Origin of the sequence: Paeniclostridium hominis (genome assembly GCF_014306135.1) — a bacterium.
Classification (GTDB): domain Bacteria; phylum Bacillota; class Clostridia; order Peptostreptococcales; family Peptostreptococcaceae; genus Paraclostridium; species Paraclostridium hominis.
The window spans coordinates 1-21,129 of the sequence record NZ_JACRWD010000008.1 but is presented as its reverse complement, the minus strand read 5'-3'; the positions used below and the strand labels follow the sequence as shown (position 1 = coordinate 21,129).

At 28.5% G+C, this 21,129-nt stretch carries 21 protein-coding genes, 2 rRNA genes and 2 other annotated features; of the genes, 2 read left to right on the top strand and 21 right to left on the bottom strand.

Going from position 1 to position 21,129, the window contains the following annotated elements; all coding sequences use genetic code 11:
- Positions 1 to 32: 32 nt before the first annotated feature.
- From H8891_RS13200 to H8891_RS13155, 10 genes are all read right to left on the bottom strand, one after another.
- Positions 33 to 1,190: a hypothetical protein gene (locus H8891_RS13200; protein WP_187006790.1), complete on the bottom strand. Its 1,158-nt coding sequence runs from the start codon at positions 1,188 to 1,190 to the stop codon at positions 33 to 35.
- Between the two features lie 68 nt (positions 1,191 to 1,258).
- Positions 1,259 to 2,128: a 16S rRNA (adenine(1518)-N(6)/adenine(1519)-N(6))-dimethyltransferase RsmA gene (rsmA, locus tag H8891_RS13195; protein ID WP_187006789.1), complete on the bottom strand. Its 870-nt coding sequence runs from the start codon at positions 2,126 to 2,128 to the stop codon at positions 1,259 to 1,261.
- 24 nt (positions 2,129 to 2,152) lie between these two features.
- Positions 2,153 to 2,683 (bottom strand): ribonuclease M5, encoded by a 531-nt coding sequence (gene rnmV / locus H8891_RS13190; protein ID WP_147547792.1) that lies wholly within the window; start codon positions 2,681 to 2,683, stop codon positions 2,153 to 2,155.
- Positions 2,684 to 2,838: 155 nt separating this feature from the next.
- The gene (locus H8891_RS13185; RefSeq protein ID WP_187006788.1) at positions 2,839 to 3,609 is read right to left on the bottom strand and encodes a TatD family hydrolase; all 771 of its coding nucleotides are present in this window, start codon (positions 3,607 to 3,609) and stop codon (positions 2,839 to 2,841) included.
- Positions 3,610 to 3,621: 12 nt separating this feature from the next.
- On the bottom strand, positions 3,622 to 5,556 hold the full coding sequence (gene metG / locus H8891_RS13180; protein ID WP_187006787.1) for a methionine--tRNA ligase: 1,935 nt from the start codon (positions 5,554 to 5,556) through the stop codon (positions 3,622 to 3,624).
- Positions 5,557 to 5,619: 63 nt separating this feature from the next.
- Positions 5,620 to 5,851: a binding site (T-box leader), on the bottom strand.
- A 130-nt stretch (positions 5,852 to 5,981) separates the two neighbouring features.
- Complete coding sequence (locus H8891_RS13175) at positions 5,982 to 6,704, bottom strand: amino acid ABC transporter ATP-binding protein (protein ID WP_187006786.1); 723 nt, start codon at positions 6,702 to 6,704, stop codon at positions 5,982 to 5,984.
- Between the two features lie 16 nt (positions 6,705 to 6,720).
- Entirely contained in the window at positions 6,721 to 7,440 is a 720-nt protein-coding gene (locus H8891_RS13170; protein ID WP_187006785.1) for an amino acid ABC transporter permease, read from the bottom strand.
- A gap of 18 nt (positions 7,441 to 7,458) precedes the next feature.
- A complete protein-coding gene (locus H8891_RS13165) occupies positions 7,459 to 8,265 on the bottom strand; it encodes a transporter substrate-binding domain-containing protein (RefSeq protein WP_187006784.1) in 807 nt (268 codons plus the stop codon).
- A 218-nt stretch (positions 8,266 to 8,483) separates the two neighbouring features.
- Positions 8,484 to 8,693 (bottom strand) — a binding site (T-box leader).
- An 81-nt stretch (positions 8,694 to 8,774) separates the two neighbouring features.
- Entirely contained in the window at positions 8,775 to 9,299 is a 525-nt protein-coding gene (locus H8891_RS13160) for a spore maturation protein (RefSeq protein WP_147547798.1), read from the bottom strand.
- Positions 9,299 to 9,856, bottom strand: a complete 558-nt coding sequence (locus tag H8891_RS13155; RefSeq protein ID WP_187006783.1) for a nucleoside recognition domain-containing protein — start codon at positions 9,854 to 9,856, stop codon at positions 9,299 to 9,301. The genes H8891_RS13160 and H8891_RS13155 overlap by 1 nt, the downstream gene beginning before the upstream one ends.
- 149 nt (positions 9,857 to 10,005) lie before the next feature.
- On the opposite strand from H8891_RS13155, the gene H8891_RS13150 reads away from it, so the two are divergent.
- Together H8891_RS13150 and H8891_RS13145 are read left to right on the top strand one after the other, a co-directional pair.
- Positions 10,006 to 11,436 (top strand): nicotinate phosphoribosyltransferase, encoded by a 1,431-nt coding sequence (locus H8891_RS13150; RefSeq protein WP_187006782.1) that lies wholly within the window; start codon positions 10,006 to 10,008, stop codon positions 11,434 to 11,436.
- A gap of 28 nt (positions 11,437 to 11,464) precedes the next feature.
- Positions 11,465 to 11,893, top strand: a complete 429-nt coding sequence (locus tag H8891_RS13145) for an Lrp/AsnC family transcriptional regulator (RefSeq protein ID WP_147547805.1) — start codon at positions 11,465 to 11,467, stop codon at positions 11,891 to 11,893.
- A gap of 38 nt (positions 11,894 to 11,931) precedes the next feature.
- Here H8891_RS13145 and H8891_RS13140 read toward each other — a convergent pair whose 3' ends face one another.
- The 11 genes from H8891_RS13140 to H8891_RS13090 form a co-directional block, all read right to left on the bottom strand.
- A complete protein-coding gene (locus H8891_RS13140) occupies positions 11,932 to 12,630 on the bottom strand; it encodes a M15 family metallopeptidase (protein ID WP_187006781.1) in 699 nt (232 codons plus the stop codon).
- A 160-nt stretch (positions 12,631 to 12,790) separates the two neighbouring features.
- Positions 12,791 to 13,981 (bottom strand): pyridoxal phosphate-dependent aminotransferase, encoded by a 1,191-nt coding sequence (locus H8891_RS13135; RefSeq protein ID WP_187006780.1) that lies wholly within the window; start codon positions 13,979 to 13,981, stop codon positions 12,791 to 12,793.
- Positions 13,982 to 14,171: 190 nt separating this feature from the next.
- Positions 14,172 to 14,870, bottom strand: a complete 699-nt coding sequence (locus H8891_RS13130; protein ID WP_187006779.1) for an HD domain-containing protein — start codon at positions 14,868 to 14,870, stop codon at positions 14,172 to 14,174.
- Between the two features lie 17 nt (positions 14,871 to 14,887).
- Entirely contained in the window at positions 14,888 to 15,721 is an 834-nt protein-coding gene (gene rsmI, locus H8891_RS13125) for a 16S rRNA (cytidine(1402)-2'-O)-methyltransferase (RefSeq protein ID WP_187006778.1), read from the bottom strand.
- Positions 15,722 to 16,474, bottom strand: a complete 753-nt coding sequence (locus tag H8891_RS13120) for a tRNA1(Val) (adenine(37)-N6)-methyltransferase (RefSeq protein WP_187006777.1) — start codon at positions 16,472 to 16,474, stop codon at positions 15,722 to 15,724.
- A 62-nt stretch (positions 16,475 to 16,536) separates the two neighbouring features.
- On the bottom strand, positions 16,537 to 17,421 hold the full coding sequence (locus H8891_RS13115) for a PSP1 domain-containing protein (RefSeq protein ID WP_147547817.1): 885 nt from the start codon (positions 17,419 to 17,421) through the stop codon (positions 16,537 to 16,539).
- Complete coding sequence (locus tag H8891_RS13110; RefSeq protein ID WP_187006776.1) at positions 17,418 to 18,353, bottom strand: DNA polymerase III subunit; 936 nt, start codon at positions 18,351 to 18,353, stop codon at positions 17,418 to 17,420. The genes H8891_RS13115 and H8891_RS13110 overlap by 4 nt, the downstream gene beginning before the upstream one ends.
- 2 nt (positions 18,354 to 18,355) lie before the next feature.
- Positions 18,356 to 19,045 (bottom strand): dTMP kinase, encoded by a 690-nt coding sequence (locus H8891_RS13105; RefSeq protein ID WP_187006775.1) that lies wholly within the window; start codon positions 19,043 to 19,045, stop codon positions 18,356 to 18,358.
- Between the two features lie 79 nt (positions 19,046 to 19,124).
- Positions 19,125 to 20,540, bottom strand: a complete 1,416-nt coding sequence (locus H8891_RS13100) for an aminotransferase class I/II-fold pyridoxal phosphate-dependent enzyme (RefSeq protein ID WP_187006774.1) — start codon at positions 20,538 to 20,540, stop codon at positions 19,125 to 19,127.
- 200 nt (positions 20,541 to 20,740) lie between these two features.
- A 5S ribosomal RNA gene (gene rrf, locus H8891_RS13095) occupies positions 20,741 to 20,857 on the bottom strand.
- Positions 20,858 to 21,000: 143 nt separating this feature from the next.
- Positions 21,001 to 21,129, bottom strand: a 23S ribosomal RNA gene (locus H8891_RS13090); the annotation flags it as partial.

Sequence of the window (21,129 nt, the reverse complement as noted above, 5' to 3'; positions counted from 1 at the left end):
AGAAAACGATATTATCAGACTTCTCTCACAATTTACTTCATAATCTTTCTAGTTCTAGAATCAACAAAACAAATCCAATATCCAAGCTTATCGCTTCTATCATCACATGGTTTATACATATTAAATCCTGTATGACCTTGATCTGGTTGCTCATTTTTATTTCCTGGAATAGCGTACATATAGTGTTTACGCTTGTTGTATTCATCATATTGAACCCCAAATAAGTAATGTCTATATCTATATGATTGTAAAACTATGTCACTATACATAGTATAATTTAAAGTATTTATATACCCTAAGTAAGGCATAGTATATCCGCACATTGTCATAGGTGTTATCTCTATTTTCCACCATCTAGTATTTTCTATAGTATCCCTTGCAAATGGCTTAACTTCTTTAAACATTTTCAATCCTTTTTTTATCTGTCTAGGCATTAATAAATTTCTAGCCGTATTTACTTGGGCTTCTTCATAATTTATTTCCTCATCAATTTGTTTTATCTCTTCACTTACTTTTTCACTACGTTTTAAATTCTCTTCAATTACAGGTTTATTATTGCTAGGTTTTGTTGATTTATTTCTTTGATTTTTTTGTCTAGGAGATGATACGTACTCTATTTCTTCATTATCTTCTTCATTTTCATAGTTGTAATCTGTATTTTCTTCATTATCTTCTTCTATTTCTACATATTCTAAATACTCATATTCATACTCACAGTTTTCGTCATCATCAACTTCTACATACTCAACTTCCTCATATACATACTCTTCGTCATCTTCTAATTCTTCATATTCCATATATTCTTCATCTGATGTAAATATTATTTCTTCATAATTATCAATTTTACTTCCCTTAAATCCAATTAATGGTACACTTTTTTCAGATACTAAAGCCACAGCCTTTATGTTAGTATTATTTTCGTCTAAATTTAATGCAAATTCCCCTTTACCTTGTTCACTCAATACTATACGCCCTAAATCCAAAGTGTTGTAATCTTCTAGTATAGCTACCACTTTATATCCATCTCTAATATACTTAAGATTTTCTACATAAAGTGCTACCAAAGATTTTTCTTCTGTAACTTCAATTTTTGCAAATGCTTTTGGCAATACTCTATCTTTATATCTAAAGTTCATGTCTTTAGCTTCTAGAATTATATAATCTCTTTTATACTTCTTTTTAGTACTCAAAGCTATCCCCCCTATAAAATATAAGTCCCTCTAAACATTATATGTTTGGACATGCAAAAAAGTACCTTCTATTTAGAAGGTACTTTTTTATTAACACAGTTTGAAAGATTTGCAAACTCTTCTATTGTAAGAGTTTCTCCTCTTCTTTTCTCATCTATATTAGCCTCACTTAAAACTTCTCTTATTTCATCTTTATTTAAAAATCCTAATGTCCCTAATGCATTTAGTAAAGTTTTTCTTCTTTGCCCAAATGCAGCTTTAACAGTTTTAAAGAATATATCTTCATTATCTACATTGTATTTTCTTTCTTCTCTTACATGAAGCCCAATTACTGTAGAATCAACATTCGGTTGTGGTATAAACATATGTCTTGGAGCTTTTGCTACTATTTCTGTATCACAGTAATATTGAACAGCTACTGATAATGCTCCATAGTCTTTTGTTCCAGGATTTGCATTCATTCTATCAGCAACTTCCTTTTGAACCATAACAACTATATCTGTTACTGGTATGTCTTCTTCTAAGAATTTCATAACTATAGGAGTTGTTATATAGTATGGAAGATTTGCTACTAACTTAACTGGTCCTCCACCTAACTTTTCTTTTACTAACTCTTCTACATTAACTTTTAATATATCTTGATTTACTACCTCTATATTATCAAATTCATCTAGAGTGTCTTTAAGTATTGGTATTAAAGTTTTATCAATTTCTATAGCTACAACCTTATCAGCAACTTTACCCATCTCACGAGTAAGTGTACCTATACCAGGACCTACCTCTATTATTTTATCTCCTTTTGAAAGTCTTGCTCCATCTAATATTCTATCTATTACATTGTCATCTATTAAAAAGTTTTGTCCTAATGATTTAGAAAACTTAAATCCATGCTTATCTACTACTTCTTTAGTTTTTCTATGTGACGAAAGTCTATCCATATTTTATCTCCTTTATTTATATTATTATAAAGTTTCTAAAGCTTTTTCAAACTCTTCTCTACTAACTCCATAATTATTTAATCTATTTAAAAATTGTTTTGCATTTCCGTAACCTATACCTAATATCATTCCTAACTTATCTCTTCTGTGAGATGCATCATCATTTCCTATAAGTCCATTTCTTATTAAATCTACTTGTCCGAATTCATCTCTTTTATCAGTACTTTCTGTTCTTACTTTTTCAAGTGCTTTTCTTATACTTTCTGGAGTAGCATTTTCTATTCCTATATCTCCATTTTTCTTTGCTTCTTCTCTTGGTAAAAATGCATGTTTACATCCAGGAACTTCTGCAGCTATCTTTTTTCTTATTTTTTCACCTGCAAAGTCTGGGTCTGTAAATATTATAACTCCTCTTCTTTCTTGTGCTGATTTTATTCTTTCCATAACTCCCTTAGGAAATCCAAAACCACCTGTAGTTATAAGTTCAGCATCCACTGCTCTTTTTACAGCCGTTACATCATCTCTTCCTTCTACTACTATTATTTCCTTTATCATCTAATCACCTTTTTCGCTCATTTTACTTAATATCTTTATATTTTAAGCTTTATACTAAATTTTATCAAGGCTACAAATTCGGTTATAGCTAAAATAAATGTCTATTTCGCAAAATAGGGGCTTATCTCTATTTTGAGATAGCCCCATTATTTATATTACTTTATATTAAAAAATCTCTTTGCATTTTCTTTTGTAGCTTTACAAACTTGCTCATATGAAATTCCTTTTTCTTGAGCGATTTTATCAGCTACAAATTGAACTAAAGAAGGATCATTTCTTTTTCCTCTATGTGGCTCTGGAGCCATATATGGAGAATCAGTTTCTATAAGTAAATACTCAAGTGGTATTTCCTTAGCTACTTCTCTAGTTTTTTTATTATTTTTAAATGTTACTGTACCTGGTATAGATATATAACAACCCATTTTTACATACTCTTTAGCTAGTTCTACATTTCCACTATAGCAATGAAGCACACATCCTATTTCAGGACTTTTAGTGTTTTTTATTATTTCAAATGTATCACCGTGAGCATCTCTATCATGAATTATTATAGGTAATTTTAGTTCATTAGCTAATTCTATTTGTCTTTTAAACCATTTCTTTTGAATTTCTCTAGGAGAGTTGTCATAGTAATAATCTAATCCTATTTCTCCTATAGCTTTTACCTTTTCATTTTCTAATGCAAGTTTTCTTAAAGTTTCTATATCTTCTTCAGTCATTTCACCTACATCATGAGGATGAACTCCAACTGCTGCATATATAAAATCATATTTATTAGCTAAATCTACACTACTTTTAGAAGTTTCTATACAAGCTCCAGGATTTAGCACTAAGTCTACACCTTTAGCTTTTAGTGAATTAATTAATTCTTCTCTATCTTCATCAAATCTTTCATCATTTAAATGTGCATGTGAGTCAAATAACATTTCGTCATCTCCTTATCTAACTTCGCAACCGTCTTTAGCACCTTCTGTTAATGGTAATACTAAATCATCACCGTCATCTCCTGCAGCTAATATCATACCTTGAGATTCAACGCCTCTTAGTTTTACAGGCTTTAAGTTACATACTACAGTAACTTCTTTTCCTATTAAATCTTCTGGCTTATACCACTTAGCTATTCCAGATACTATTTGTCTTGTTTCTGGTCCTATTTTAACTTGTGATACTAATAATCTATCTGCTTTAGGATGCTTTTCACATTTTACTATTTTACCTATTCTAAGCTCTATCTTATCTAAATCATCTATAGATATTTCAGGCTTATGCTCTAATGGAGCTTCTGCTTCTTCTTTCTTTTCAGCAAATAATTCTTGAAGTTCTTCTACTTCTTTTTCTATATCTAATCTTGGGAATAATGCATTTCCTTTTTCAACTTTTGTATTTTCTTTTATTAATCCAAAAGTTTTAGTACTTTCCCAAGTCATTAAATTTTCATCTGTTATACCTAATTGAGCATATATTTTCTTAGCAGTATCGTTCATCATTGGATTTATAAGAGTAGCTACTATTCTTATAGATTCACATAAGTTATATAAAACTGCATCTAACTCGTCTTTCTTAGCTTCATCTTTAGCTAAAGCCCAAGGCATAGTTTCATCTATATACTTGTTAGTTCTTCTTATTAACTTCCAAGCTGACTCTAATGCTTCATTAAATTGTAGTTTGTTCATTTCTATTTCAAAGTTTTCTACTGAAGTCTTAGCAGTTTCTTTTAAGCTAGCATCAAATTCAGTACTTACTTTTGGCATTGGTATTATTCCATCATTATATTTTTCAACCATAGAAACAGTTCTACTTACTAGGTTTCCTAAATCATTAGCTAAATCTGAGTTAAGTCTTGTTACAAAGTTTCTATGAGTATAGTTTCCATCTTGGCCGAATGCAAATTCTCTTAATAAGAAATATTTAAGAGCATCTACTCCATATCTTTCTATCATTTGTTCTGGGTAAACTATATTTCCTTTTGATTTACTCATTTTATCATTATCAAATAATATCCATCCATGTCCATATACTTGTGTAGGCATCTCTTCACCTAAAGCCATAAGTATAGCAGGCCATATTATTGTATGGAATCTCATTATTTCTTTTCCTACTATATGAACATTTGCTGGCCAATACTTCTTAAATTCAGAATCATCTTCGCTCATATATCCTAATGCAGTTATATAATTACATAAAGCATCTACCCAAACATATATAACGTGTTTTTCATCGAAAGGAACTTTTATTCCCCAGTCAAATGTAGTTCTAGTTACACATAAATCTTCTAATCCTTTGTCTAAGAAGTTTGCAACCATTTCATTTTTTCTAGATACTGGGAAACAGAAGTTAGGATCAGCGAATAGTTCTCTTAATCTATCTTCATATTTTGATAGTTTAAAGAAGTAAGCTTCTTCTTTCGCTATATAAGTGTCTCTTCCACAGTCAGGACATTTGTTTCCTTCTAATAATTGAGACTCTGTCCAGAAACTTTCGCATGGAGTACAATATCTTCCTTCATAAGAACCTTTATATATATCTCCTTGCTCATATAGCTTAGTAAATATTTTTTGTATTATAACTTCATGTCTTTCTTGAGTTGTTCTTATGAAATCATCATAAGATATATCCATAGTCTTCCATAGTTTTTGTATGTCAGCTATCATTCCATCAAGATACTCTATTTCTGTCATTCCTTTTTCTTTAGCAGTTTTTTGTATCTTTTCTCCGTGTTCGTCAGTTCCTGTTAAAAACTTTACATCATATCCACAGAAACGCTTAAATCTTGCTATAGCATCTGCTGCAACAGTTGTATAAGTATGTCCTATATGTAGGTTACCACTTGGGTAATATATAGGAGTTGTAACGTAAAAAGTAGGTTTTGTCATATATATTTCCTCCTCAAATTTATGTTTTCTCTATAAATAAAAAACTCGCCACCTATGTAATATCATAGGGGCGAGGTTATATTCGCGGTACCACCCTAATTATCTATAATTATTTTATAGATATCTTAGAAGACGTTAACGAGTCTAACCGTTCTATCTTAAAAATAGACTTAGTCTATTATTCGGATAAAATAGCTCCAAGACCATATTCAGTAATTCTTTTAACACTAGCTTTCACCTACCCTAGCTCTCTGTAGAAAAAATTGTTACTTACTCATCTTTTCATAGCTTAATTGTTTATATAATTTACATAAATATTATGTTTTATTCACCATTTTTGTGAATATTTTTATATTAACTTATTAAGCTTAATTTTATTAAATTTACCACAGTATGTCAATCTTATTTTGCTATATTACTTGCTTTTATATAACTTTATCAAAGAATTGTTTGGTTCTTATGTTCTTTGTATTTTCAAAAATTTCCTTAGGAGTACCTTCTTCTAATATATACCCCTCATCCATAAATACAACTTTGTTAGCAACTTCTTTTGCAAATCCAATCTCATGAGTTACAACTGCCATCGTCATTCCTTCTTTTGCAAGCTCTTTCATTACATCTAATACTTCCTTTACCATCTCTGGATCAAGTGCAGATGTAGGCTCATCAAATAGAATCATATCTGGTTTCATGGCCAATGCTCTAGCTATTGCTATTCTTTGCTTTTGTCCTCCTGAAAGTTGAGATGGATAATCATTTTTCTTTTCTAGTAATCCAACTCTATCTAGTAAGTTTAGTGCATCACTTATGGCTTCTTCTTTGCTTACTTTTTTTAATTTAGTAGGTGCAACTATTATATTTTCAAGTACAGTCATATTTGGAAACAAGTTGAAATTTTGAAATACCATACCAATATTTTGTCTGACTTTATTAATATCACATTTTTTATTTAATATATTTTCACTATTATAAATAATTTCGCCTCCATTTGGTTGTTCTAAAAGGTTTATACATCTTAACAAAGTACTTTTTCCTGATCCACTAGGACCTAAAATTGCTACGATTTCACCTTTTTTTATATTTAGATTTATATCTTTTAAAACTTCATTTTTTCCAAAACTTTTTTGTATATTTTTTAATTGTATCATAATGTAACACCTCCTATTATGCATTACTAGCTTTAAATAATTTACCTAAAAAGTTAGATTCTCTCTCACTTTTATTTGCTAACTTAAATTCTAATAATCCCACTAGCTTAGATAATGTAAATGTCAATATAAAATATATCATTGCAGCTACTAATAATGGTTCAAATGCCAAGTAAGTATTTCCTTTAACTATATCTGCACTATACATTAAATCTTGTATCCCTATAACAGATACTATAGATGACTCTTTTACTAAAACTATAAATTCATTAGCAAGAGCTGGAAGTACATTTTTTAACGCTTGTGGTATTATTACTAATCTCATACTCGTTGAGTAATCTAATCCAAGCGATCTACTAGCTTCCATCTGCCCTTTATCGATTGACTGTATACCCGATCTTAATATTTCTGCTATATATGCACTTGAATTTATAGAAAGCGCAACTACTGCAGAAATATATTCAGAAGGTATAGGTCCTAAACTTGGAAATTTAATTCCTATAGTAGGAAATCCAAAATAAATTATATAAATTTGAACTAACAATGGTGTTCCTCTTAAAAACTCTATATAAACTCTACCTAAAAAACTTAATACCTTATTTCTAGATATTCTTGCTAAACATATTACTACCCCTACAATAAATCCCAAAAGTAAAGTACATACAGATATAGCAATAGTTATCTTTGTTCCATCTATAAAAAATTGTGAGTAATTACTCAAAAACGAAAAATCCATTTTTAATACCTCCTAAATTTATTGTGCTAATTGTGTAGCTTGTTGAACATATTCATTTATTTTTCCTTTATCCTTTAAGTTATTTATAACTTTATTAACTTCTAATATTAAAGTTTTATCATCTGTTTTATTTACAGCTATAGCTGAACCTTCTTCTTTATTTTCACCTAAATTAACTTGAGACACTACAATTTGAGGATATTGCTTTAAGTAACCATCTATGGCTTCTTTGCTTACTACAACTGCATCAACATTATTATTTTGAAGTGCTAGTATGACATCAGATATCTTTCCTAATGATTTTATATCATTGGCTTTTATAATATCCTTTGCTATATTTTCTTGAAGACTAGCTTTTTGAACGGCTATTTTCGTATTTTTTAAATCATCGATTGATTTATACTTATTCTTACTTTGCTCTTTAACTAAGATAACATGTTCCCCATTATAGTAAATATCAGTAAAGTTAACTGCTTTTTTTCTTTCTTCAGTTGGACTCATACCTGCAACAACCATATCTACATTTCCTGATTTAAGAGCCCCTAGCAATCCATCAAATTTCATATCTTTTATATCTAACTTAACACCTAATTCTTTGGCTATTTCTTCAGCCATCATCATTTCAAATCCTACAATAGTATCTTTACCATTTATCTCTTTATGAAATTCATAAGGTGGATAATCAGCACTAGTTCCTATTGTTAATACCCCTTTATCCTTTATTGCTTGTAGCTGACTTTTTTCTTCTTTTGAAGAACATCCTACTACCGATAAGCTTAATATTCCTATTAAAACTGCATATATTGATTTTTTAATTTTTTTCATAATAACTCCTCCTAATTAATAATTATTAGTAACTGATAATCGTTTGATAATTCAATTTTAATTTTAGCTTCAAAACATGTTTTGTGTAATAAAAAAGCCCCTTAGCATTTTGCTAAGAGACGAAATTATCCGTGGTACCACTCTCATTGATAAGTTAGCCAATAAATGATAATACATAATATAATTCTATATATTAAAAAAGTCCCTTGGTTAAAAAACCAAGAGACGAATTATATCCGCGTTACCACTCTAATTGATAAGTAAACTTATCCACTCAATCCTTTAAGGCAGGCTCACCGATTACCATACTATTAGTTCAAGTAATCTTCTCCAAAGCTCTCTTCACATTAAACTTCATTACTAGGCTCACACCAACCCTAGCTCGCTGAAACTTCATTTAGTGCTACTCTCTTTTTCATAGAATTTATTTTATAAATCTTTTTTATAAGCTAATTATAGTTACTTAAATTTAAATTGTAAATATATTTTTTGAATTTTTCAAAATAATTTTAACTAAATAATATGTAACATATAAATACAGCAGCTACTACTCCCGCAATATGACTAATCATAGAGCAAGTTAAAGTATGCCTAGTATTTTTAATTTTTAAACTTCCAAAGTATATTGCCATAGTATAAAATATTGTTTCTGAAGCACCTACTATAGTTGCCCCCATCTTTTCAATTATTGTACCCATTCCAACTCTAGTTGCAAGTTCATTATACATACCTAAAGCTCCACTTCCTGATAATGGCTTTATAACTATAAGACCTATTAACTCTTTAGGTATACTAAGTAAATCAGTTATAGGTTTAAATATAAATTCCAACATATCTATACCTTTTCCACTTTTAAATATTCCTATTGCTAAAAATATTCCTATTATGTACGGTAGTATACCCCAGGTAGCTTTTAAACCATCAATTGCACCTTTGACAAAGCTATCATATATATCTACACCTTTTATTTTTCCATGAACTACTATAATTAAAATTATTACAGGTATTATTGAGTTAGAAAATATATTTAACATCATCTATACCTCCTTCTTTGAAACACCTTACAAGTTGTAATAGCAACTACCGTAGAGATAAGCGTTGCAAATAAAGTAGTAGGTATTATCTCACTTGGATTAGCAGCTCCTCCATCTAATCTTAATTTTATCATAGTAAATGGAATAATCTGTATAGAAGAAATATTTATTACTAAAAACATAATCATATCGTTTGTAGCTGTGTCTTTTTTATTATTTAATGTTTGCAATTCATTCATGGCTTTAAGTCCAAAAGCAGTTGCTCCATTTCCTGCTCCTAACATATTTAAAACTATATTCATAACTATATATGACATAGCTTTATGCCCTTTAGGTACAGATGGAAATAATTTTTTTAAAATTGGATATAACATATCACCTATTTTATTTATCAACCCAGAGTCTTTTGCTATATTCATAATTCCCATCCACAAAGCCATTATTCCAGCTAAACTAACTGCAAATTCAATTCCCCTAGATGCTTCACTTAATATTACATCATTTAATTGCCCTAAATTATTGGTGAATATACTTCCAATAATACCAATAAAAATCATCCAAAACCATATCTTTGTGATATAAATCCCCCCCTCTTATCAATTTTATGATATTAAGTTATGAGATTATACTTGAAACTTATTCTATATTATGATTAAGTATAATTATCTAATTTATTTATATTTTTAGGGTAATAAGGAGATATATAATGAAAAATTTAACACTTCTTACTGATTTATATCAACTCACTATGATTAATGGATATTTTGAGAATAATGTCCATAATGATATTGTTGTATTTGATATGTTCTTTAGGAAAAACGCTTGCAAAGGTGGGTATACTATAGTTTGCGGTATAGATCAACTTGTTGAATACATAAATAACCTTAATTTTTCAGATAGCGATTTAGACTATCTTAGGAGTTTAAACTTGTTCTCAGAAAATTTTTTAAACTTCTTAAAAAAATTTAAATTTACAGGAGATATTTATGCAGTTCCTGAAGGTACTGTTATGTTTCCAAATGAACCTATAATAAGGATAAAAGCGCCTCTGTATCAAGCTCAACTTATTGAAACTGCGCTACTTACAATTATTAATTTTCAATCATTAATTGCTACTAAAGCTTCTAGAGTTTGTTTTGCAGCTCAAGATGATTCTGTATTAGAATTTGGGCTAAGACGTGCTCAAGGTCCTGATGCTGGTATTTATGGTGCAAGAGCAGCTATAATTGGGGGATGTAGCGCTACTGCAAATGTACTTGCTGGGAAAATGTTTAATATACCTATAGTAGGAACTCATGCTCACAGCTGGGTTCAAAAATTTGATTCGGAATTAGAAGCTTTTGAAGCTTATGCTAATATTTATCCAGATAAATGTCTTTTATTAGTAGATACTTATGATGTTTTAAATAGTGGTGTACCTAATGCTATAAAAGTGTTTAAAGATTTGAGAAAAAAAGGATTTGAACCAATGGGTATAAGACTTGATTCAGGAGATCTAGATTATTTATCTAAAGAATGTAAAAAGCTATTAGATGCAGAAGGTTTTGATAATGTAAAAATAACAGCATCTAATGATTTAGATGAACATGCTATTTCTGAATTAAAATCTTCAGGTTCTCCTATTAATTCTTGGGGAGTTGGAACAAAATTAATAACATCATCTGATTCACCTTCTCTTGGAGGAGTTTATAAACTTGTTGCTTCATATAAAGATGATAGCTTTGAACCTAAAATTAAAATTTCTGAAGATCCAGAAAAAATAACTAACCCAGGATATAAAAAAGTGGTTAGAATATATAATACTCAAGGAAAAGCTGAAGCTGATTTAGTAATGCTTGAAGATGAGGTTATAGATACTACTAAACCTCTTACTATATTCCATCCAGTATATACTTGGAAAAAGAAAATATTTAAAAACTATACAATCAGGGAGTTACTACAACCTTTATTTATTGAAGGGAAATGTGCTTATAAACATAGATCTGTATTAGAAATTAAAGAGTATACTAAAAATGAATTAAATACTTTATGGAGAGAATATAAAAGATTAATATATCCTCAAACTTATAAAGTTGACTTATCCGAAAAACTTTGGAACCTAAAAAATTCCATGTTAAATACTAAAAAAAATATTTAAATCAGTATCAATTGAAGGGGGTCCAAATATGGATATAACAGACTACAAAATTATAGAAATATTACAAAAAGATGGAAGAATTTCTATGAAAGATTTAGGTAAGATAGTTGGTTTAACTTCCCCAGCTGTATCTGAAAGAGTTAAAAGACTTGAAGAGTCTGGAATTATACAAGGCTATAAAGCTATAGTAAATCCAGATAAGTTAGGTAGAGTAATTAAATCTTTTATAAATATATCTTTACCTAGTGAAAATTACAGCAGTTTTATAGAATATGCTAAGGATGATAATCGTATTGTAGAATGTCATCATATAACTGGTGAAGACTGTTTACTTTTAAAAGTAATAGTTAAAGATATGTATGAACTTGAAAAAGTCATTGATAAAATAAAACAAGTAGGTAGAACTAAAACCTCAGTTATATTATCAACAATAATAGAGTCTAAATCAATATTATAAAATCAATTAAAATGAAAAGGATGCTTTTAGCATCCTTTTTATTTTAATCCTAAATATTCTTCTAGGGTTAAATTATTCATATTAAAATGTTGACTATCTTTTTTTCCTATATATCTATAATGCCATGATTCATACATATATCCTGTAATATCTTCTTTTCCTTCAGGATATCTAAGGATAAAACCATATTTATATGCATTTTCATACAACCATTTAGCTTGTGGTGTATTATCAAACCATGTCCCTATTGGTCTTGATGTATTACCTGTAGTTATATCTAATACTAATCCAGTTTGATGTTCACTAAATCCAGGTCTAGCAGAGTATCTATCTGCTTCTGCTTTTCCATCCTTTTTCACATAATTATTATATAGCTGTACTTGAGTATTATAACTTCTATAGCCACTTCTAATATTTATTATAATCCCATCTTTTTTTGCTGCTGCTTTCATTTCTTTAAAAGCCTTCATTGCCTCTGTATCTTCTCTCCCACTTTCAGGAGCATAGTCTTTAGGAAGTCCATAATCTTTATTTACAACTAATATACCATCTATATATAAAGGTTTTTCTCCTTCTACATAATCACTTACATTATGCTTTGGTTTTTCTTCTTTAACTTCATGAACTTGTGCTTTTTGTTCATCTGCATAAGTATCTTTTTCTTTAGATGCTATTAAGCTATACATCTGAAATACAAATACTGCAATAGCTATAGCAATTACTCCTTTTTTCAACATATCTTCCCCCATATTTCAATTTCTAAACAATATAAATAATTATACTTTATAATTACATTTACTTCTACTAAATTATTTATTTTGTAATTTTATGTAGCTTATTTAAATTATTGTTTATAATATAAAAAAGGCATCTCAAAATTGAGATACCCTTTTTATATTATAAAGCTATAGCTTTTTCTATTCTATTTAATCCTTCTTTTATATTATCTAATGAAGTTGCATAAGAAAGTCTTATGTAGTTATCATTTCCAAATCCTATTCCTGGTACAACTGCTACTTTTGCATCATCTAATAAGTAATCTGCAAAATCTACTGAATTATTTATAGCTTTTCCATTTATAGTTTTACCTATTAATTTGCTTATGTTTACCATTACGTAGAAAGCTCCTTGTGGATTCAAGCAAGATAAATTTTCTATAGAATTTATCTTTTCAACCATAAAATCCCTTCTTTCTTTAAATGCTTTAATCATTTCATTTAAAGTTTCTTCTGGACCATTAAGAGCTGCTATAGTTGCATATTGAGCTATAGTATTAGGATTTGATGTAGCATGACTTTGGAAATTAGACATAGCCTTAGCTATTTCCTTATTACAAGCAGTATATCCTATTCTCCATCCTGTCATAGCATAAGCTTTTGCTACTCCATTTACTACTATAGCTAAATCTTTTATATCTTGATTGAAAGAAGCTATACTTGTATGAGTTCCTTCATATAATAATTTTTCATATATTTCATCTGATATTACATATATATTATGTTTAACAGCTAAATCAGCTATTGCTCTTAAATCTTCTTCTTTGTAAGCAGTACCCGTTGGGTTATTTGGTGTATTTAATATTATAGCTTTAGTTTTATCTGTTATAGCAGCTTCTAAAGCTTCAACAGTATATTTAAACTCAGCTTCTTCTGGACACTCAACAAATACAGGGTTTGCATCTACAAGTCTAACTAATTCTGGATAACTTACCCAATATGGATTAGGTACTATTACTTCATCCCCTGGATTACATATTGCCGATAAAGTGTTAAATAAAGAATGTTTAGCTCCATTTGATACAACTATTTGGTCTTGTGTATATTCTAAGTTGTTATCTCTTTTTAATTTATCACATATAGCTTTTTTTAAACTTTCCATTCCTGAAGCTGCTGTATAGCCTATACTTTCATTTTCTATAGCATTTATTGCTGCATCTCTTATATGCTTAGGAGTTCTAAAATCTGGTTCCCCAGCTCCAAATCCTATTATGTCTATCCCCTGAGCCTTTAAACTTTTAGCTTTTGCAGTTATAGCTAAAGTTACCGATGGCTGAATCGACTTCAATTTATTTGATATGTTTTTTCTCATGTTTTATCCTCCCCAAATTTAAGTCACCTTTTATAAAATCGTTTTCCATAAAATTATTAATTAAACCTTTGTTTCCCAAAGGCTTTAAATATAAATACAATAAAAGTGTATTAGCCTTAAATAGCTAATACACTTTTATAATATACAAATTTTTTAAAATTGTCTATATTTAAATTTTAAAAAATTTTACTTAAATTCTATTATATCTGTATAAGTAATTTGTTATTCCATAGGTCATATATGATTTTATAACACCTGTGTCTTCATTAGGTCTTATTAACTTTCTAGTAGACACAATATCAGCATATCCTATAATAAAAATGTCTATGCTCTCATCTTTTAATATATCAAATGCATTAAATAAAACATCTTTACTCATATTATTATTTTTATAAAACTCAAGTAATGTCATATGGTATCTTATATATTTATATAAGATATTTATATTTTTTTCACTTAACCCTAAATTTTTACCTATTTCAAAAATTTCATTTGCTCCTATAACTTCATGTTTTTTAAAGTGAACTCTACCATTATCGTCAATAGTTTGAGCTAATGGTTTCCCCATGTCGTGTAAAAATATACCTAACTTTATAAGTTCTTTTTTCTTAATTCCATCATCTAATTTTTCATTTAAATTTTCAAGTACTTTATATCTTATATGCGTATCGAAAAATGATTCTTCTCGTATTATTTCTTCTAAAAGTTCTAATGCCAGTATTGAATGTTCAAAACAATTTATAACATGGAATTTACATTCACCAACAGTTTTCATCTTCGATATAATAGGAAATACTTGTTCTAGTTCCCCTAATTTATCCATCTCTCTTAGATGAGTGCAACTATTTTCACTTTTTATACAATCCATTAGCTTCTTAACTAATGTCATGTTTTATCACCTCTATTTTATAAATCTAAAACTTGTTTATATACTATATCTTTTTTAAGTTTTCTTTCTTTGCATACAACTTTAATTGCATCTTTTTTAGTTGTACCTTCTTCCATAAGCTTTATTACATATTCTCTATCATTTAGATTATCATATTCACAAGTTTTTTCTATTTCACCCTTAAATCCTTCAACTATAAGAACAAATTCACCTTTTACTTCTCTTTCATTAAATATATCTATACATCCCTGTATATCATTTCTTATTACCTCTTGATACTTCTTAGTTAATTCTCTATTTATAGCAATATTTCTATTTCCTAATATTTTAACCATATCTTTTAGAGTATCTTTTAATCTGTGTGGTGATTCATAAAATATTATAGTTCTTTTTTCATGTTTTAATTCTTCTAATTGTTCTCTTCTTCTTTTTTTATCTCTATCTAAAAATCCTTCGAATGCAAATTTACCTGTTTCAAGACCTGAACCTATTAAAGCTGTTATTGAAGCTGTAGCTCCAGGCAAAACAACTACTTCTATATCATTTTCTATGGCTTGTTTTATTATTTCCTCTCCTGGATCTGATATACCAGGCATTCCTGCATCACTTATTAATGCTATATTTTCTCCACTTAACAATTTATTAATTAGATATTCACCTTTATTATCTTTGTTGTGTTCATGATAACTTGTTAGTGGTTTAGATATTTCAAAATGATTTAAAAGTTTAATACTATGTCTAGTGTCTTCTGCTGCTATTAAATCGACCTCATTTAAAACTCTTAAAGTTCTATACGTTATATCTTCTAAATTCCCTATTGGAGTTCCACATACATATAATTTTCCACTCATTTACTTCTCTCCTATATCTTCATTTGCATATATATCATTGATTGCTTTAGTATATTGCCCATCCTCATCATAAACATATAGTGGGTCTAGTATTTTTAAATCTGGTCTTCCACCCTTAGTAAATTGAACTAACATTATATTAGGAGCTTTTCCTTGTTTAGGATGTATAAATTGAATTTGCTTAGGTTCTAATTTATATTTTCTTGCTAATGTTATTATTTCTATTAATCTTGTTGGTCTATGAATCATATAAAATTTTCCTAAATCCTTTAACAATCTAGATGAAGATCTTATTACGTCTTCTAAGTTACATTTAACTTCATGTCTAGATATAGCCTTTTTATCATTAGGATTTTTAATTCCGTTATCATGCATATATGGAGGATTTGAAGTAACTACATCAAATTTATTAACTTCTAAAGTTTCATCTATAGTTTTTATATCTCCATTAACTATCTTTACTCTATCTTGTAAATCATTTAGTAATACAGATCTTGTTGCCATCTCATATACTTCTTCTTGTATTTCAACACCTATTATTTCTTTAGCTTCACTTTTTCCAGCTATAAGTATTGGTATTATACCTGTTCCTGTTCCTAAATCTACAACACTAGCTCCTCTTTTTACCTTTGTAAAATTGGCTAGTAATACAGCATCTACTCCGAAGCAAAATCCTGTTGTATCTTGAATTAACCTCAATCCTTTTAATTGAATATCATCTATTCTTTCCGTGTCTTTTAACTTTACGTCCATAAATTTACTCCTTGCTATAAAAAATCTATAATTTAAAGGGTAGGAATTATCCTACCCCCATATTAATCTTCTAGTTTTCTTAATTCTCTTAGAGTCTCTGCATCAAGTCTTTCATCTCTTGAACCACAGCCTCCACACTTTCTTGCTTCTTGTAAAACTTTTATATCTTCAACTTCGTATAATTTGATATTTTTATCTTGTAATTCTACCTTAGCTTGTTCTAAAAGTGGGTTAATTTCTATTACTTTACCTTTTCCATCTGGAACTTGAACTACCGATCCTACTGTAGGCATTTTTTCTAATGCCTCACTATATACATCGTGCTCATATTTTAAGCAACAGAATAATCTACCACATATACCCGATATTTTAGTTGGATTAAGTGATAAGTTTTGATCTTTAGCCATTTTTATAGAAACAGGTTGGAAATCTCCTAACCAAGAAGAACAACATAAGCTTCTTCCACATGGCCCTAATCCTCCTATAGATTTAGCTTCATCTCTTACACCTATTTGTCTTAATTCTATTCTTGTCTTAAATATAGATGCTAAATCTTTTACAAGCTCTCTAAAATCTATTCTTCCTTCTGCTGTAAAGTAAAATATTAACTTATTTCTATCAAATGTATACTCACAATCTATAAGAAACATTGTTAACTCATGTTCTTTTATTTTTTGTTGACATACTTCAAATGTTTCTTTTGCCTTTTCTTTATTCTCTAAATATATTTTAGTATCTTCCTCAGTCGCTATTCTAACGATAGGCTTTAAAGGTGATACAAGTTCACTTTCATCTAATTCTTTAGGCCCTACAACAACCTTACCGTATTCTAATCCCCTTGCAGTTTCTACAACTACATCTATATTTTTCTCTATTTCAAAATCTACAGGATCAAAGTAATATATTTTTCCCGCACTTTTGAATCTAACACCCACTATTCTTATCATTTAATCACCTCATATATATTTAAAGCCATTACTTGTACACTCAAATTAAAGTTACAATTGCTTCTTAACTTTTTCTTAGTCTCCTCTATTATATCAATAATCTTAGACACTTGAGAATAGTTAATTTTTTTACTCATATTTTGCAAATACGTTATTTTATCTATATTTATAATCATATCTTTATCTATATTTTCTTTTAACATCATTATATCTCTAAAGTAATTTATAGTTATATCTAAAACTTCTATTATATTATCTTTATATTTATCATATTTATTAGGAAGTTCTAATACTTCTACTACATTTTTTTCTAAAATTGTTTGTATGTTATTTTGGATATCTTCTCTCATAATCATAAAATCTGATGACTCAGATAATTCCAATGCTTTACTAATACTTCCTCTTGAAAAAGTTGATAACATACTAGCTTTTTTTTCATCTATTCCTCTATCTTCTAAATACGTTTTTAACTCTACAAGTGGTATCGGTAAAAACTTGACTATATCACATCTAGATTTTATTGTATCTAGTAAAGAATTTTTATTATTAGTTATAAGTATTATTATTACATATATAGGAGGTTCTTCTAATGTCTTTAATAACGCATTTTGTGATTCCATAGTCATTTTCTCTGCATTATTTATTACATAAATTTTATAATCACCATGCGGTTTTATTATTACATCTGTTTGTAGATTTCTTATTTGAGCGATTTTTATACTTGCACCTTGAGGTTCTATATTTATATAGTCTGGACTATTTTCAATATGTTCTGTTTTGAGTAAATACTTTGCAAACTCTTTTGCAAATGTACTTTTTCCAACCCCATCTATTCCCTCAAATAAATATGCATGATTTATCTTATCTTTTTTAATAGAGTTTGATAAATATTTTTTTGCAAAACTCTGACCTATAATTTTATCAAAATACATATTTACTTCTCCATAGAATCTATAGTTTCTTTAACTATTTTATATATTTCTTCATGAATACTATCTATACTTCTTAAATTTTCTTTTTCTATACAATTAATTTTTTTCCAATCATACTTGTCCGCTATATGTAAAGCATTATTGTATGATCTAGTTAAATATTCTATATCACCTTCATGTATATCTTTTTTATCTTCACCTGTAAATTTATTTTTTCTATTATCCATAAGTTTTTTACTAAATTCTATAGGAACATCTAAAAATACTACACAGTCTGGTTTTGGTATTTTATATAAATTAAATTCATAATCAAATAACCAATCAATAAACTTATCTCTTTCGTTTTCATCCATTTTAGATGCTTGATGTACCATGTTAGATGTAGTGTATCTATCTGCTATTATAATTCCACCTTCATTGTAGAATGACTCCCATTCAGTTTTAAAAGATGCATATCTATCTGCTGCAAAAAAAGTAGATGCTATATATGCATCAACATCATCAGCATTTTTTCCAAAATCTCCGTTTAAGTACATTTTAACTAAAGCAGATGATTCTGATTTATAATTTGGATATTCTACTTTTTTTACATTATATCCATCTTCGATTAATTTATTATATAATTTTTTAGTTTGAGTAGCCTTTCCACTAGCATCTGAACCACTCTCTATAATTATTAACTTACCTTTCATATTTTACACCTGTCACCATATAAGCAAATTTATTAAAGCTGTATAATCTTGCTTAATAGTTAATTCCTTTCTACTTAGTTTACTTTATATCTATAATTTGAATATATTCAAGATTAGAATCTTTAACTCCGCTAACATTCATACCTTTCTCTCTACATTTTATAATATATTCAATAACCTCTTCCGTAATCTCTTCTCCAGGAGATACTAAGCTAATGCCAGGTGGGTATGGAATAATATACTCACCAGATATTTTACCTATACTATCATTTATTTTAACATTTTTTTTATCAGTATAAAATGCCTCTCTTGGAGTTAATATTTTTTTAGGCATATCTAATGGATAATGTATATCTCTTAATTTAGATTCTTTCTTATACTTTTTATCAATCTCATATAAAGCCTCTTTTAATTTGGAAAAATCTTCTTTTGTATTTCCTATAGTAGATATAAGTAAAACTCCATAATAATTAGCTAACTCAACTTGGATTTTATATTTTTCTCTTAAAATTTTTTCTAAATCATATCCTGTTATTCCTAATTTCTTTGTATTTAAAAATATCTTAGTTTTATCGTCAGATTCATCTATTGAAATATATTTAAGTTTATAAATATCATTTTTAAATTCTGATATATTTACAAGTAACTCCTCCATCAAATCTTTTCCTTTATTTAAGTAAATATCTACAGCAATCTCTAGAGATGCCATAAGTAAATAAGATGGACTTGATGATTGTGTTATTCTAAGCATATTAGATAATCTATTCTCATCTATTCTATTACCCTTAATATGGATCATAGATGACTGTGTAAATGATGGCAATGTCTTATGTGTGCTTTGTATTACTAAATCTGCACCTTGACTCAATGCAGTATATGGTAGTTTATCACTTAATCCTAAATGAGCTCCATGAGCTTCATCTACTAATACAATCATATCTTTACTATGAGCATACTCGCAAATGCTTTTTAGATCACATATATTTCCAAAATAAGTTGGATACGTCAAGAATAATGCTTTTGCATCCAAGTTACTATCTATAACAGTCTTTACATGTTCAAATTTAACTCCATTTAAAGTATTACTATGATCATTTATATTTGCTTTTATATATACAGGGTTTATATCTCCAACAATACATGCATTTATAGCTGATTGGTGACAGTCTCTATTCATTATAATCTTTTCTTTAGGCTTTGTTACAGCCATTATAGCTGCCTCAATTCCACAAGTTGATCCATTTATCAAATAATATGTTTTATCGCTTTTAAATGTCTCTGATGCTATTTTAAGTGATTCCATTATACATTCTTCAGGTGAATGTAAATTATCTGTTCCAGGTACTTCTGTTGTATCTAGTTTATATAAATTTCTAAATAAATCTTCATATCCTAATTTTTCATAAATATACCCTTTTTTATGACCTGGAACATGGAACGATATTATATTTTCATCAACTAAATTTCTTAAAGAATTTATAATAGGTGTTTTCATTTTAATAGCTTTAAGTTAAATATTATCTTAAAGCTCCTCCTTTCAGTCATACACTTTATTATACAAATAAAAGTCACTTTATAAAGTGACTTTTACATTGATATTTTATTAAATTATATTCTCATATTTATTTTACACTTCATTCTGTGAAATACAAATAACATTTACTGAATTTATTATATACAAAATAAAAAAAGATTACGTGGCTACGTCCTACTCTCCCAGGCAGCTTCCCACCAAGTACCATCGGCGCTAAAGAGCTTAACTTCTGTGTTCGGAATGGGAACAGGTGTATCCTCTTTGCTGTAATAACCACATAATCTTTCATAGATTAATATCTATTTAGTTAGAGTTAGTACTCTAAAAACTGAATAACATTTATTAGATTAAATAATCTTTAAGCAACCGAAGTCATCGACTTGGTTGGCGCTATGAAAATCGATTTTGAAAGATTTTCATTTTGGTCAAGTCCTCGATCTATTAGTATCAATAAGCTACATACATTACTGTACTTCCACCTTTGACCTATCAACCAGGTAGTCTTCCTGGGATCTTACCCTTACGGTGGGAAATCTTATCTTGAAGTTGG

Bases quoted from the DNA above. Each gene is read 5' to 3' on its own strand.
- H8891_RS13170 (WP_187006785.1), bottom strand. From the start codon at position 7,440: ATGGATTTTTCGTTTTTGAGTAATTACTCACAATTTTTTATAGATGGA.
- H8891_RS13145 (WP_147547805.1), top strand. From the start codon at position 11,465: ATGGATATAACAGACTACAAAATTATAGAAATATTACAAAAAGATGGA.
- rsmI (WP_187006778.1), bottom strand. From the start codon at position 15,721: ATGAGTGGAAAATTATATGTATGTGGAACTCCAATAGGGAATTTAGAA.
- H8891_RS13120 (WP_187006777.1), bottom strand. From the start codon at position 16,474: ATGGACGTAAAGTTAAAAGACACGGAAAGAATAGATGATATTCAATTA.
- metG (WP_187006787.1), bottom strand. From the start codon at position 5,556: ATGACAAAACCTACTTTTTACGTTACAACTCCTATATATTACCCAAGT.
- H8891_RS13135 (WP_187006780.1), bottom strand. From the start codon at position 13,981: ATGAGAAAAAACATATCAAATAAATTGAAGTCGATTCAGCCATCGGTA.
- H8891_RS13130 (WP_187006779.1), bottom strand. From the start codon at position 14,870: ATGACATTAGTTAAGAAGCTAATGGATTGTATAAAAAGTGAAAATAGT.
- H8891_RS13140 (WP_187006781.1), bottom strand. From the start codon at position 12,630: ATGTTGAAAAAAGGAGTAATTGCTATAGCTATTGCAGTATTTGTATTT.
- H8891_RS13110 (WP_187006776.1), bottom strand. From the start codon at position 18,353: ATGTATTTTGATAAAATTATAGGTCAGAGTTTTGCAAAAAAATATTTA.
- H8891_RS13175 (WP_187006786.1), bottom strand. From the start codon at position 6,704: ATGATACAATTAAAAAATATACAAAAAAGTTTTGGAAAAAATGAAGTT.
- H8891_RS13100 (WP_187006774.1), bottom strand. From the start codon at position 20,540: ATGAAAACACCTATTATAAATTCTTTAAGAAATTTAGTTGATGAAAAT.
- H8891_RS13160 (WP_147547798.1), bottom strand. From the start codon at position 9,299: ATGTTAAATATATTTTCTAACTCAATAATACCTGTAATAATTTTAATT.
- H8891_RS13155 (WP_187006783.1), bottom strand. From the start codon at position 9,856: ATGATTTTTATTGGTATTATTGGAAGTATATTCACCAATAATTTAGGG.
- H8891_RS13150 (WP_187006782.1), top strand. From the start codon at position 10,006: ATGAAAAATTTAACACTTCTTACTGATTTATATCAACTCACTATGATT.
- H8891_RS13105 (WP_187006775.1), bottom strand. From the start codon at position 19,045: ATGAAAGGTAAGTTAATAATTATAGAGAGTGGTTCAGATGCTAGTGGA.
- rsmA (WP_187006789.1), bottom strand. From the start codon at position 2,128: ATGGATAGACTTTCGTCACATAGAAAAACTAAAGAAGTAGTAGATAAG.
- rnmV (WP_147547792.1), bottom strand. From the start codon at position 2,683: ATGATAAAGGAAATAATAGTAGTAGAAGGAAGAGATGATGTAACGGCT.
- H8891_RS13165 (WP_187006784.1), bottom strand. From the start codon at position 8,265: ATGAAAAAAATTAAAAAATCAATATATGCAGTTTTAATAGGAATATTA.
- H8891_RS13185 (WP_187006788.1), bottom strand. From the start codon at position 3,609: ATGTTATTTGACTCACATGCACATTTAAATGATGAAAGATTTGATGAA.
- H8891_RS13115 (WP_147547817.1), bottom strand. From the start codon at position 17,421: ATGATAAGAATAGTGGGTGTTAGATTCAAAAGTGCGGGAAAAATATAT.